Origin of the sequence: Pseudomonas sp. UBA6310 (genome assembly GCF_002438225.1) — a bacterium.
Lineage (GTDB): Bacteria > Pseudomonadota > Gammaproteobacteria > Pseudomonadales > Pseudomonadaceae > Pseudomonas_O > Pseudomonas_O kuykendallii.
On the sequence record NZ_DJTK01000029.1, the window covers coordinates 13370 to 27156 of the forward strand.

Here is a 13787-nt window from a genome sequence, read left to right on the forward strand (position 1 = left end):
CGTAGGGTGCGCCGCGCGCACCATGACCGAAGCTTCAGATCCCGCCCAGGCAGAGGTACTTGATCTCCAGGTACTCATCGAGGCCGTATTTGGAGCCTTCGCGGCCGAGGCCCGAGGACTTCATGCCGCCGAACGGTGCGACCTCGGTGGAGATCAGCCCGGTGTTGATGCCGACCATGCCGTACTCCAGCGACTCGGCGACACGGAACACGCGCGACAGGTCGCGGGCGTAGAAATACGCCGCCAGACCGAACTCAGTGTCGTTGGCCTGGCGTACCACGTCGGCCTCGTCATCGAAGCGGAACAGCGGCGCCAGCGGGCCGAAGGTTTCCTCACGCGCCACGTCCATCTGCGCGGTGACGCCGGTGAGGATGGTCGGCTCGAAGAAGTTGCCGCCCAGCGCCTTGCCGCCGGCCAGTATCCGCGCGCCCTTGGCGGTGGCATCGGCCAGATGGCGCTGCACCTTCGCTACCGCGTTGGCGTCGATCAGCGGACCGGTGGTGACGCCCTCGCGGGTGCCGTCGCCGACCACCAGGCGCGAAACCGCGGCGGCCAGTTTTTCGGCGAAGGCGTCGTAGACGCCGGCCTGCACGTAGATGCGGTTGGCGCAGACGCAGGTCTGCCCGGCGTTACGGTACTTGGAGATCATCGCCCCTTCGACCGCCGCGTCCAGGTCGGCGTCGTCGAAGACGATGAAGGGCGCGTTACCGCCCAGCTCCAGCGAGAGCTTCTTCAGCGTCGGCGCGCACTGCTCCATCAGCTTGATGCCGACACTGGTGGAACCTGTGAACGACAGCTTGCGCACGATCGGGTTGGCGCACAGCTCGGCGCCGACCTCGCGCGAGCGCTGCGCGTCGGCGGTGATCACGCTGAACAGCCCGGCCGGAATGCCCGCGCGCTGCGCCAGCTCGGCCAGCGCCAGGGCGCTGAACGGCGTCTGCGGCGCCGGCTTGAGCACCATCGCGCAGCCTGCGGCCAGCGCGGGGCCGACCTTGCGGGTGATCATCGCCGCCGGGAAGTTCCACGGCGTGATCGCCGCGGTGACGCCCACCGGCTCCTTGGTGACGATGATGCGCTTGTCCGGCTGGTGGCCGGGAATGGTGTCGCCGTAGACGCGCTTGGCTTCCTCGCCGAACCACTCGAGGAAGGAGGCGGCGTAGAGCACTTCGCCACGCGCCTCGCTCAGCGGCTTGCCCTGCTCGGCGGTCATGATGCGCGCCAGGTCTTCCTGGTTTTCCAGCATCAGCTCGGCCCAGCGGCGCAGCTTGAGCGAGCGCTCCTTGGCGGCGAGCGTGCGCCAGGCCGGTTGCGCGGCCTGGGCGGCGAGAATCGCGCGGCGGGTTTCGGCGCCGCCCATGTTCGGCACCGAGCCCACCGGCGAGGCATCCGCCGGGTTGAGGATTTCGCTGCGCTCGCCGGCGTCGGCCTCGCACCATTCGCCGTTCAGGTAGGCCTGCTGGCGCAGCAGGGCCGAGTCTTGCAACACGATGTTCATGCAGGGCTCCTCAGTCGAGTGATTCGAGGCGTTTGGCCGGCGTCGGCGCCGCCGGATCGGGGATGTCGTCGAAAGGCAGATCGCCGGGCACCGGCAGGTCCTTGGTGAAGGTGCCGTCGTTCTCGCCCTTGAAGAAGCGCGCGCCGTAGATCAGCAGGCAGAGGCCGACGCCGATGGCGAAGGCCCAGCCGGCGCCCTTGATCGCCAGCACAGCGCCGATCACCCCGGCGATGCCCAGGTCGCGCTGGCTGCGCGCCTCCATGATGCCCAGGCGCACGCTGACGTAACCCTGGATCAGCAGCGTCAGCGCCAGGGCAACGCCGAGGATCGGCTGCACCAGGGTCACCACCGGCAACAGCAGCAGCCCGGTGTTGGTGCCCCAGCGGAACGAGCCGGTGCCGCCGTAGATCGATTTCATCGCCTTAGCGCCGCCCTTGAAGCGCTCGGTGATCACCACCTGCATCGCAGACCACTGCGGGCCGCACATGGCGATGTCCGGACCGAGGACGCTCATCAGCGCGTTGCGTCCGCCGAAGATCAGGTGCGAGCGGTTCGGGTTGAAGTCGACCTTCTCGTCACGCCGCACGTGATCGGCCTCGGCGAGGATCGCCCGGGCGCCGAGCACGTCCCCGAACACCACAAGGTAGGCGGCCAGCACCGTCGGGATGGCGGTGACGAACATCATCAGCGGCGGCATGCCCAGGCCGAACACGGTGTACTGGTTCCACAACGTGGCGAAGTCGGGCTTGCTGATGCCCCACTGCAGGTTCGGCCAGGGTGCCTCGCCGAATAGCGGCGCGACGAGCACGGCGAGGATGATGATCGGGAAGATCCCCAGCTTGGCGAAGTTCCACCAGAAGGCGCTGCTCTTCTTCAGGTGCTGGAAGTGCTGCGAGAAGATCAGGTAGAAGGCCAGGCCGATGGCGATCGAGATGGTCCAGGGGAAGCTGTCGAAACGCCCACCCTCCTTGAACACCGCGACCACCGCGGACAGGCCGGCGCCCATGATGATCCCGGCCTTGAGCGCCGAGGGCACCAGCGCGACGACCTTGCGCGCCGAGCCCGTCACCCCGAGCAATATGGAGAAGGCCCCGAGCATCATCTGGAAGGCAATCAGCGCGTGGATGCGCTCCGGGCCCTCCGGGAACTGAGTGCAGTAGGTCATCAGCAGCGGGATCGCCGGCGTGATCCAGCCCGGCACCACCGGGTCGCCGAGCAGGTGGTGGAGCAGATAGAGCAGCCCATTGAGCATGACCACCGCCAGCGCCACCTCGAAAGGCATGCCGAGGAACTCGGTCATCATCGGGATGGCGGCCAGGTCGACCGCGCACATCAGCAGTCCCTGCAGGTAGTCCGGCAGCTCGAAACGGTAGTGAATGAACGGCAGGCGCAGTTTGAACGGGCCCAGCGGGATGTAGGGCGCCTCGACGCCCAAGTCTTCGTTTTGCGACATGGTGGAACACCTTTTATTGGTATTGATGGTGATGATGCAGCGCGGCCGCCCCTCGCTGGCGGCCGGATTTCACGTGACTCAGTAGGCGGCGCGGTAGATCTGCTCGATGTCGCGGGCGTTGAACTTGCGCGGGTTGTTGCGCATCAGGCGGTCGATCTTGCTGGCCTCTTCGGCCATCTGCGGGATCGCGTCCTCGGGTACGCCGAAGGCGCGCATGCCCTTGGGAATCTCCACCGCGGCGCACAGCGCGGCCATCGCCTGCACCGCGCGCTCGGCGGCGTCGAGGTCGGACAGCCCGGCCACCGGCTCGCCCATGGCTTCGGCGATGTCACGGAAGCGCTCGACGCAGGCCAGCTTGTTCCAGGCCATCACGTAGGGCAGCAGCAGCGCGTTACTCACCCCGTGGGCGATGTTGAAGCGGCCGCCCAGCGGGTAGGCCAGCGCATGCACGGCGCCGACGCCGGCGTTGCCGAAGGCCATCCCGGCCATCAGGCTGGCGGTGGCCATGTCCTCGCGTGCCTGGATGTCGTTGGGGTTGGCGTAGGCCTTGGGCAGCGACTTGGCGATCAGCCTGATCGCGCCGATGGCCAGCGAATCGGTGATCGGCGAGGCGTTCAGCGACAGGTAGGACTCGATCGCGTGCACCAGCGCATCGACGCCGCTGGCCGCGGTCACGCCGCGCGGGCAGGTCAGGGTCATCAGCGGGCTGACCAGCGCCACGTCGGGCAGCAGGTAGTCGGAAACGATGCCCTTCTTCAGTTGCGCCTGCTTGTCGGAGAGGATCGCCACGTTGGTGACTTCCGAGCCGGTGCCGGCGGTGGTCGGGATGGCGATCAGCGGCGGGCCCTTGCGCTTCACCTGGTCGACGCCGAAGAGTTCTTCCAGCTTGCCCTCGTGGCCGGCGTAGGCGGCGACGCTCTTGGCGATGTCGATGGCGCTGCCGCCGCCGACGCCGATCAGCCCGTCGTGGCCGCCCTGGCGATAGGCCTGGGTGCAGTCTTCGACGATGGCGATTTCCGGCTCGGGCTTGACCTGGTCGAAGAGGCCGTAGCGGCGCCCGCCGAGCTGGCTGAGCACCTGGTCGACAGTGCCCGACTGCACGAGGATGGCGTCGGTGACGATCAGCGGGTTGTGGATGTTCAGGCGGGTCAGTTCGGCATCCAGCTGCTCGACGGCGGAGCGCCCGGTCAGCAGCTTGTTGGCGATCTTGAATGCGGCGATGGTCATCGGCTTCACCTTGTTGTTCGTTATGGGAGGTGGACGCCGACCATTGCCAAAGCTGTGCCAGATTGTCGCAGGCCGCGCTGCGCCTGGCACGCAGCCCTCTCAAGCCCTTCGCGAACGCAAGGGCATGATTGGTTTTCTACTCGCTGAAGCGGGCATTGATTGAAAAGCTAATCGCTGCGCTCCCAGCGTTTCATCTTCTGCACCACCGTCGCCTGGCTCACGCCCAGCGCCTTGGCCGCCAGCCGGGTGGTCTTGTGGCGCTGCAGCGCCTGGCGGATCGCCAGCCGTTCGGCACGCTCGACGATGCGCCGCAGGTCGAGGTCGGCGCCCTCGGCCGGCAGCAGCCCCGCGCGGCATTCCTCCGGCAGGTCGAGGGTTTCGATGCGCGTGCCGGCGCAGGTCACCACCAGGCGTTCGACGACGTTGATCAGCTCGCGGATGTTTCCCGGCCAGGGGTAATCGAGCAGCAGGTCGACCGCCTCCAGACTCCACTGCAGCGCGCGCCGATGCCGTGCGTTGAAGTGCTCCAGGTAATAGTCGAGCAGCGGGCGGATCTCCTCGCGGCGCTCACGCAGCGGCGGAATGCCGATGGGCACCACGTTGAGCCGGTAGAACAGGTCGGCGCGAAAGCCGCCCTCGGCCACCATCCGCCGCAGGTCGCGGTGGGTGGCGGTGATCACCCGCACGTCGACTTCCTTCAGCTCCAGGCCGCCGACCGGGATGAAGCGGTTCTCCTCCAGCACCTTGAGCAGCTTCACCTGCAGCGCCAGCGGCAGGTCGCCGATCTCGTCGAGGAACAGGGTGCCGCCGTTGGCCAGCTCCAGCAGGCCGCGCTTGCCCTTCGCCGAGGCGCCGGTGAAGGCACCCGGCGCGTAGCCGAACAGTTCGGCCTCGACCAGGTGCTCGGGCAGCGCGCCGCAGTTCAGCGAGAGGAAGGGTTCGGCGGCGCGCCCGCTGGCGTTGTGGATGAACTGCGCGACCAGCGTCTTGCCGACCCCGGTCTCGCCCTGCAGCAGCACTTTCACGTCACTGGCGGCGACCTGCCGGGCCAGCGCGAAAACCGCGCCGGAGACCTCCTGGCTGGCCACCAGCGGGGAGTGCAGCAGGTCGTCGCGCGGCCCGGCGTGCAACTGCGCGGTGCTGCTGCGCAACTGCTTGAGCTGCTGCAACTCGTCCCGCTCGTGCTTCATGCGCAGCAGCTCGGTCATGTCGCGCACCGCGCTGACCACGTAGCGGATGCGCCGGTCGGCCTCGAGGATCGGCGAGGCGCTGACCAGCAGCTGCTTGCCGTTGCCCAGGCTCTGCATCACCGAGAATGGCTTGCCTTCCTTGAGCACGCGCAGGGAAGCGGATTGCGAGATCACGCCCTCGCTCACCAGGTCCTGCATGTTGCGGCCGACCAGCTCATCGCTGCTCAGCCCGGTCAGGCGCTGGTAGGCACGGTTGATCTTCAGCGTGGTGCCGGCGGCGTCGGTGATGTAGACGCCGTCGTGCAGGGCGTCGAGCAACTCTTCGAAACTGGGATCGTTGAGGTCCATGCGGCCTCTCCTGCCAGGCGGGCGGAAAAGCCGCAGAGTGTACCGGCCGGCGCGCGCAGTAGACACGCGGTGCGCGCGGCGCACCCTACGGTCGTCCGCCATGCGCACCAACACCCGCACGCTACGCGGCGACAGGTCAACCCGCCCCGCGCGGCCCGGACAGTAGGGTGCGCCATGCGCACCAACACCTGCGCGTTACTCGGCGACCGCCGTGCGCAGTTTCTCGCTGCGCCCGCGCAGCCATTCCAGCGTCAGGAGCAGCACCACCGAGAAGCCGATCAGCAGGGTCGCCGCCGCGGCGATGGTCGGCGAGAGGTTCTCGCGGATGCCGCTGAACATCTGCCGTGGCAGCGTGGCCTGTTCGGGGCCGGCGAGGAACAGCGTCACCACCACTTCGTCGAACGAGGTGGCGAAGGCGAACAGTGCGCCGCTGATCACCCCCGGCGCGATCAGCGGCAGGGTCACCCGGCGGAACGCGGTGAGCGGCGAGGCGCCGAGGCTGGCGGCGGCGCGCACCAGGTTCTGGTTGAAGCCCTGCAGGGTCGCCGACACCGTGATGATGACGAAGGGCACGCCCAGCACCGCATGCACCAGGATCAGCGACAGGTAGCTGTTGCCCAGCCCGAGCGGGGCGAAGAACAGGTAGCTGGAAACGCCGACGATCACCACCGGCACCACCATCGGCGAGATCAGCAGGCTCATCACCAGCGCCTTGCCGCGAAACTCGCCGCGGGTCAGGCCGATCGCCGCCAGGGTGCCGAAGAGCATCGCCAGCAGGGTCGCCGCCGGCGCCACGATCAGGCTGTTGGAGAGCGCGCGCATCCACTCGCTGGAACCGAAGAAATCGGCGTACCAGCGCAGCGAGAAGCCCTGCAGCGGATAGACCAGGAAGGTCCCGGCGTTGAACGACAGCGGGATGATGACCAGCACCGGCAGGATCAGGAACAGCAGCACCAGGCCGCAGAGCAGGCGCAGGGTGTGGAACCAGACGCGCTCGACGGGGGACATGTAGGGACTCAGCATTTCTCTCTCCTCAGCCCAGACGCAGGCGGCCGGCGCCAACCAGCCAGCTGTAGACGACGTACAGGATCAGCGTGGCGAACAGCAGCAGGCCGCCGAGCGCCGTGGCCATGCCCCAGTTGATGGTGCTGTTGGTGAAGAACGCGACGAAGTAGCTGACCATCTGGTCGTTCGGGCTGCCGAGCAGCGCCGGGGTGATGTAGTAGCCGATGGACAGGATGAACACCAGCAGGCAGCCGGCACCGATGCCGGCGACCGTCTGCGGGAAGTACACCCGCCAGAAGCTGGCGAACGGGTGGCAGCCCAGCGAGATGGCCGCGCGCATGTAGGTCGGCGAGATGCCCTTCATCACGCTGTAGATCGGCAGGATCATGAACGGCAGCATGATGTGGACCATGGCGATGTATACGCCGGTACGGTTGAACACCAGCTGCAGCGGCTGATCGATCAGGCCCAGCTTGAGCAGCGCGCCGTTGATCAGCCCGCCCGACTGCAGCAGCACGATCCAGGCGGCGACGCGCACCAGGATCGAGGTCCAGAACGGCAGCAGCACGAGGATCATCAGCAGGTTGCTGGTGCGCGTCGGCAGGTTGGCCAGCAGGTACGCCAGCGGATAGGCCAGCGCCAGGCAGATCGCGGTGATCACCGCGCCCATCCAGAAGGTCCGCGCGAAGATGTCCAGGTAGATCGCCTGGTCCGGCGTCGCCGGTGCCACTTCGCCGAGGTCGTCGATGCGGTGATCGACGGCGGCGAGCAGGTAGAACGGGGTCAGGCTGCTGGCGTTGCGGCGGATCGCCTGCCAGTAGGCCGGGTCGCCCCAGCGCTCGTCGAGCGCCTCGAGGGCGTCCTTGTAGGAGGCCGGCTCGCTCTTGAGCGGCAGCGCGCGGGCGGTCTTCGCCATCAGGCTGCGGTAGCCGGCCAGCTCCATGTTCAGGCGCTTGGAGAGATCGCCGATGGTCTGGTTCTTCCGCGCCTCGGCGAGGTCGGCGGCCAGCGCCTGGTAGACCGGCTCATCGGGCAACGCCTTGCCGTCCCAGCTGGCGATGGCCTCGACAGTGCGCGGCAGTGCGCCGACCACTTCCGGGTTGCTCAGGCTGCGGTAGAGCAGCGCGCCCATCGGAACCAGGAAGGTCAGCAGCAGAAAGATCAGCAGCGGCAGGATCAGCGCCTGGGATTTCAGGCGGTTCATCCGCTCGGCACGCGCCAGGCGCTGCTTCAGGGTTGGCCCGGTGGCCTCGGTCAGGGGTACGGCGATGGCCATGGTTACTCCACAGGGTTTGCGCGATGAATGACGCCGGCAGCGCGAACCGCCGGCGTGGAATGCAGTTGCGGGATGGGTCGGGCGCAGCGATACCCGTGCCGCCACCACGATGGGTACCGCAAGCTCAACCCATCCTACGCAGGCACTCGCCGCTTACTTCGCGGCCCAGGCGTTGAAGCGCTGTTCCAGTTGCTCGCCGAAGTCGGCCCAGAAGGCGACGTCCATGGCGACCTGGTCCTTGATGTTCTCAGGCGTGGTCGGCATGTTCTTCAGCAGCGCCTTGTCCAGCAGCGGCACCGCCTGGGTGTTAGCCGGACCGTAGGCGATGTTTTCCGAGTAGGTCTTCTGCTGCGCCGGCTGCACCGAATAGGCGATGAACTTGGCCGCTTCGTCCTGGTTCTTCGCGCCTTTCGGAATAGCCCAGGCGTCGAAGTCGTAGATGCCGCCGGTCCACACCACCTGCAGGTTGCTCTCCTTCTGCACGGCGGCGATGCGGCCGTTGTAGGCGGAGCTCATCACCACGTCGCCGGAGGCGAGGAATTGCGGCGGCTGGGCGCCGGCTTCCCACCACTGGATGCTCGACTTGATCTGGTCGAGTTTCTTGAAGGCACGGTCCTGGCCGTCCTTGGTGGCGAGCACCTTGTAGACGTCCGCCGGGGCGACGCCATCGGCCATCAGGGCGAATTCCAGGGTGTACTTGGCGCCCTTGCGCAGTCCGCGCTTGCCGGGGAATTTCTTAGTGTCCCAGAAATCAGCCCAGCCGGTCGGCGCGCTCTTCAGCTTGTCGGCGTTGTAGGCAAGCACCGTGGACCAGACGAAGAAGCCCACGCCGCACGGCTGGATGGCGCCAGGAACGAAGTCTTCGGCCTTGCCGAACTGTGCCGGGTCGAGTTCCTCGAAGAGGCCCTCGTCGCAGCCGCGGGCCAGTTCCGGCGACTCCACTTCCACCAGGTTCCAGGACACGCTGTTGGTGTCGACCATGGCTTTCACCTTGGCCATTTCGCCGTTGTACTCGCCGGCGATGATCTTGTTGCCGGTGCTGCTCTGGTAGGGCGCGTAGAAGGCTTTTTCCTGTGCGGCCTTGTTCGCCCCGCCGAAGGAAATCACCGTGAGGTCGGTAGCCATCGCGTGGGCCGCACAGGTCATGCCGAGGGCGAGGGCAGTCAGTTTCAGGCGGTTGGACATGTTCTTCTCTCCTAGCTGCTAGTGGGATGAAACGTGACGCCTCACCGCTACTCGGCGGCGAGCGGGTCCAGGGCGCGGACATGCTCGACGTGCCAGCCCAGCGGCAACACGTCGCCCACGGCCAGGCTCGGGTCGAGTTCGGCGATCGGCTGCTTGACGAAGAAGTCGGCGTTGCCGCAGACCTCCAGGCGGATGCGCACGTGATCGCCGAGATAGATGAACTCCACCACGCGACCGGAGAAGCGGTTCGCGCAGTTTTCGCTGGTGCCGTTCAGGCGAACACGCTCGGGGCGGATCGACAGGGTGACCGGCTCGCCGGGCTCGCCGACGTTCACCGCCAGCGCCTCGACCTTCTCGCCGCGCGCGAGGGCCACGGTGCAGCGATCGCCCTCGCGGCTGAGCAGCTTGCCGTTGAGGCGGTTGTTCTCGCCGATGAAGTTGGCGACGAAGGTGTTGCGCGGGAATTCGTAGAGTTCACGCGGCGGGGCGATCTGCTGGATCTCGCCCTGATGGAACACCGCCACGCGGTCGGACATGGTCAGCGCCTCGCCCTGGTCGTGGGTCACGTAGACCACGGTCACGCCGAGGCGCTCGTGGATGTGCTTGATCTCCATCTGCATGTGCTCGCGCAGCTGCTTGTCCAGCGCGCCGAGCGGTTCGTCCATCAGCACCAGCTGCGGCTCGAAGACCAGCGCGCGGGCCAGGGCCACGCGCTGCTGCTGGCCGCCGGAGAGCTGCGCCGGGTAGCGATGCCTGAAGGCGTCGAGCTGCACCATCGACAGCGCGCGCTTGACCCGCTCGCTGGCATCGCTGCGGTTCATGCCGCGCACCGAGAGCGGGAACGCGAGGTTCTCGGCCACCGTCATGTGCGGGAACAGCGCGTAGTTCTGGAACACCATGCCGATGTCGCGCTTGTGCGGCGGCACGTTGTTCAGGCTGCGCCCGGCGAGGAGGATTTCGCCGTTGGTGGGCGTCTCGAAGCCGGCCAGCATCATCAGGCTGGTGGTCTTGCCGGAGCCGGACGGCCCGAGCAGGGTGAGGAATTCGCCTTTGCGAATGTCCAGGTTGAGGTCTTTGACGATCAGCGACTCGCCGTCGTAACTCTTTTGCACACCGCGAAAACTGACCAGTGTGTCGCTGCCTTGAATCTCGGCCATGAACCGCACCCTTCTCTCTGTCGTATGCCGTGGGCAGAGACTAGAGAAGCGCGCCGCGCGGAAAAATCGGGCGCCAGGAGAGATTCGCATCAGCCGCGCGGAAGATGCCCTGTAGGCATCGCCCTACAGTACGAAAGGACAATCGACGCGCCGCCGCACCACCCTACCGTTGCCCGCCAGATTGGTACGGTCGAGCAGGCCGTTGGGTGGATCGCGCCTCATCGATCCACCGGGCGGTGCGACGGCGGATGAAGAGTGCGGGCTGCGCGCGACGGGCTGCGCGCCCCGATCCACCCTGCATCGGAAGGGGCGTCGGGTGGGCCGGTGTGCGAGCAGGGCCCAAGCCGGCGTCAGACCAGCTTGTGCTCCATCGCGTAGCGCACCAGGTCGGCCACCGAATGCGCGCCGAGCTTCTGCATCAGCCGCGCCTTGTGCGTGCTCACCGTCTTGCCGCTGACCGCCAGGTGCTGGGCGATCTCGTTGACGCCCTCGCCACGCGCCAGGCGCTCGAACACCGAGAACTCGCGCTCGGACAACTGCGCGTGCGGCGGTCGCGAATCGGTCAGGCCGACCTCGAAGACCATCCGGTCGGCCAGCTCCGGGTCGATGTAGCGCCCGCCGGCGGCGACCTTGCGGATCGCCGTGAGCAGCAGCGCCGGGTCGCTGTCCTTGGTGGCGTAGCCGGCGGCGCCGATCTTCAGCGCCCGCGCGGCCATCTGCGCCTCGTCGTGCATCGACAGCACCAGCACCGCCGGCGGCCTGGCCAGCGCGCGAATCCGCGGGATCGCCTCCAGGCCGTTGACGCCGGGCATCGAGATGTCCAGCAGCACCACCTCGCAGGGCGTCTGCCGCAGCACCTCCATCAACTGTTCGCCGTTGCCCGCCTCGCCGACCACCTGCAGGTCCCTGGCCAGGGCGATGAGCTGCTTGATGCCCTCGCGGACGATGGTGTGGTCTTCGGCCACCAGAACCCGAATCATGCGATTTCCTCGTCCAAAGCGACCCGCACGCTGAGGGTCGTCCCCTCGCCGGGGCTGCTGTCGATGTGCAACTGGCCGCCGAGGATCAGCATGCGTTCGCGCATGCCGACCAGGCCAAAGGATTTGCCCTGCCCGGCATTCTCGCCGAAGCCCTGCCCATCGTCGCTGACGCGCAGGCACAGGCAGCCCTGCTCGACGCTCAGGCGCACCTCGACGGTATGCGCGCGGGCGTGACGCATGACGTTGGTCAGCGCTTCCTGCAACACCCGGAACAGGCCGATGGCCTTGGCGTCGGACAGCGGCGGCAGGTGCTCGGGCACCTCGACCAGGCAGGGAATTCCGCTGCGCGCCTCGAAGCGCCGGGCCTGCCACTCGATCGCCGAGGCGATGCCGGCGTCGAGGATCGGCGGGCGCAGCGCGGTGGCCACGTCGCGCACCAGTTGGAACAGCTGGGCGATCAGCTTCTTCATGCTCTGTAGCCGCTCGCGCAGGCCGCTGTCGAGGTCGGCGTAGGCCAGTTCGCACATCGAGGTTTCCAGCTTGAGCACGGTGAGCATCTGCCCCAGCTCGTCGTGCACCTCGCGGGCGATGCGCGCCTTTTCCTCCTCGCGCACGCTTTCCAGGTGCGCCGACAACTGGCGCAGCTGGGCACGGGATTCGGCCAGTTCGAGTTCGATGCGCTTGTTCGCGCTGATGTCCCAGACCACCCCGTCCCACACCGCGCGGCCGTCCTCGAAGAAGCGCGCGCCGGCCTTGAGGTCGGCCCAGCGCAGCGAGCCGTCGCGCGTCAGGATGCGCCCCTGCCAATGCCAGTCGCGGTCGTTGTCCAGCGCCGCCTGCTGGGTCGCGCGGTAGTCGTCGAGGTCATTGGGATGCACCAGCCCGCGAATCCCGCGGCCGCCCTCGATCAGTTCGCTCGCCGCGTAGCCGGCCAGCACCTCGCTACCCTCGCCGATGAAGGCGAATGCGGCCGGCGCCTGGGCATGCGGGCGCTCCAGGCGGAACACCAGGCCCGGCACGTTGGAGGCGATGCCCTTGAGCCGCGCCTCGCTCTCCTGCAACGCGGCGATGGCCCGCCGGCGCTCGGTGACGTCGCTGAGGAACACCACCAGGTATTCCGAATCGGCGAAGCGCAGGAAGCTCAGCGACACGTCGGTCGGCAGCCAGCCGCCGTCGGCGCGGCGGCAGGCGGTCTCGAAACTCAGGCCACCGCCTTCGTCGCTGCGCGCGCGGCGCCACAGGCCGAGCCAGCGGTCCATGTTCAGCTGCGGATCGAAATCACCCAGCGGGCGTTCCAGCAGGGCGCCGGGCGGGTAGCCGAACATCGCCTCGGCGGCGCGGTTGGCGTAGCGGATGTGGCTGTCCCAGTTCACCCAGAGGATGCCCACGGTGCTCTGGTCGATGGAGAACTGGGTGAGGCGCAGCGCTTCCTCGGCGGCTTCGCGCAACTGGATCGCCAGCCGTGCCTCGGCCAGCCGTTTCTCCAGCCCGCGCTGCTGGCGACGCTGCCAATAGACGAGAAAGGCCGCGCAGCAGAACAGGATGCCGAGCAGCAGGCTGAGGTTCTGCCAGAAGCCGGGCGACTCGCCGAGCCGCGCATAGCGCGGTTGCAGCCAGCGTTCGTGCAGCTGCTCCAGATCCTTGGCCGGCAGGCTGCGCAGCCCGGCGTCGACGATCGCCGAGAGCTGTGGCCAGTCGCGCCGGCTGGCGACGCGCAGCAACTGCGGAAAGCCGACATCGCCGACCACCGCGAGCCCGGCGAACTCCGCCTCGCGGGACAGCCGGCCGAGCTGGGCCTCGTCGACCACGGCGTAGTCCACCTGCCGCTCGAGCAGCGCCCGCAACGCCTGGCGCTCGTTGTTCACCGCGACCTGGGCGATGGCGGGATAGGTGTCGCGCAGGTAGTCGCTCACCGCGCTCGGCTGGCGCAGCGCCACGCTGACGCCGACCAGTTGTTCCATGTCCACCGCCGCGCCGCCCTCGCGCTCGCCGACCAGCAACTGCGGCACCCGCAGGTAGGGATCGGAGAACAGCCACAGGCGCAGCCCGGCCGGCGTCTGGCTGAGGCCCGGCGCGATGTCGATCTGCCCGGAGCGCAGGCCGCGCTCCAGGGCCGCGGCGTCCGGATAGCTGCGCCAGCTCAGCTGCACCTGCAGCGCCGCCGCCAGTTGATTCATCAGTTCGACGTTTAGCCCCGACAGTTGCTGGCGGCGGCGGTCCAGCTCGGCATAGGGCGCCTGCAGCACGACGCCGACGCGCAGTTGCGGATGCTCACCCAGCCAGTCGCGCTGCGCGGCGCTCAGCGGCGGGTGCGCCGGCGCCGCCGCGGCGATCGCGGAAAGCGGCAGGCAGAGGACGAGGAGCAGCGAAAACAGGCGGATCATGCGAGAGTTACCAGGACGGGTCGCCGGCATAGAGTACTCCAGAGGCCGCTACGCCTGACAAATCGCCGGCGCGCCAGTACGCTGGGG

The 13787-nt window shown here is 67.8% G+C and carries 10 protein-coding genes; all 10 read right to left on the reverse strand.

What is annotated here, in order from left to right; all coding sequences use genetic code 11:
* Positions 1-34: 34 nt before the first annotated feature.
* The gene (gene gabD, locus B3E91_RS06295; RefSeq protein ID WP_414708201.1) at positions 35-1495 is read right to left on the reverse strand and encodes an NADP-dependent succinate-semialdehyde dehydrogenase; all 1461 of its coding nucleotides are present in this window, start codon (positions 1493-1495) and stop codon (positions 35-37) included.
* Between the two features lie 10 nt (positions 1496-1505).
* A complete protein-coding gene (locus B3E91_RS06300; RefSeq protein WP_287028750.1) occupies positions 1506-2948 on the reverse strand; it encodes a hypothetical protein in 1443 nt (480 codons plus the stop codon).
* A 78-nt stretch (positions 2949-3026) separates the two neighbouring features.
* On the reverse strand, positions 3027-4175 hold the full coding sequence (locus B3E91_RS06305; protein WP_287028751.1) for an iron-containing alcohol dehydrogenase: 1149 nt from the start codon (positions 4173-4175) through the stop codon (positions 3027-3029).
* A gap of 167 nt (positions 4176-4342) precedes the next feature.
* On the reverse strand, positions 4343-5713 hold the full coding sequence (locus tag B3E91_RS06310) for a sigma-54 interaction domain-containing protein (protein WP_287028752.1): 1371 nt from the start codon (positions 5711-5713) through the stop codon (positions 4343-4345).
* A 195-nt stretch (positions 5714-5908) separates the two neighbouring features.
* The gene (locus B3E91_RS06315; protein WP_287028753.1) at positions 5909-6736 is read right to left on the reverse strand and encodes an ABC transporter permease; all 828 of its coding nucleotides are present in this window, start codon (positions 6734-6736) and stop codon (positions 5909-5911) included.
* Positions 6737-6746: 10 nt separating this feature from the next.
* Entirely contained in the window at positions 6747-7994 is a 1248-nt protein-coding gene (locus tag B3E91_RS06320) for an ABC transporter permease (RefSeq protein ID WP_287028754.1), read from the reverse strand.
* A gap of 153 nt (positions 7995-8147) precedes the next feature.
* Complete coding sequence (locus tag B3E91_RS06325) at positions 8148-9179, reverse strand: ABC transporter substrate-binding protein (RefSeq protein WP_287028755.1); 1032 nt, start codon at positions 9177-9179, stop codon at positions 8148-8150.
* Positions 9180-9226: 47 nt separating this feature from the next.
* The gene (locus tag B3E91_RS06330) at positions 9227-10336 is read right to left on the reverse strand and encodes an ABC transporter ATP-binding protein (protein WP_282342384.1); all 1110 of its coding nucleotides are present in this window, start codon (positions 10334-10336) and stop codon (positions 9227-9229) included.
* Between the two features lie 350 nt (positions 10337-10686).
* Positions 10687-11316 (reverse strand): response regulator, encoded by a 630-nt coding sequence (locus tag B3E91_RS06335; RefSeq protein ID WP_090225096.1) that lies wholly within the window; start codon positions 11314-11316, stop codon positions 10687-10689.
* The gene (locus tag B3E91_RS06340; protein ID WP_287028756.1) at positions 11313-13700 is read right to left on the reverse strand and encodes a PAS domain-containing sensor histidine kinase; all 2388 of its coding nucleotides are present in this window, start codon (positions 13698-13700) and stop codon (positions 11313-11315) included. The genes B3E91_RS06335 and B3E91_RS06340 overlap by 4 nt, the downstream gene beginning before the upstream one ends.
* Between the last annotated feature and the right edge of the window lie 87 nt (positions 13701-13787).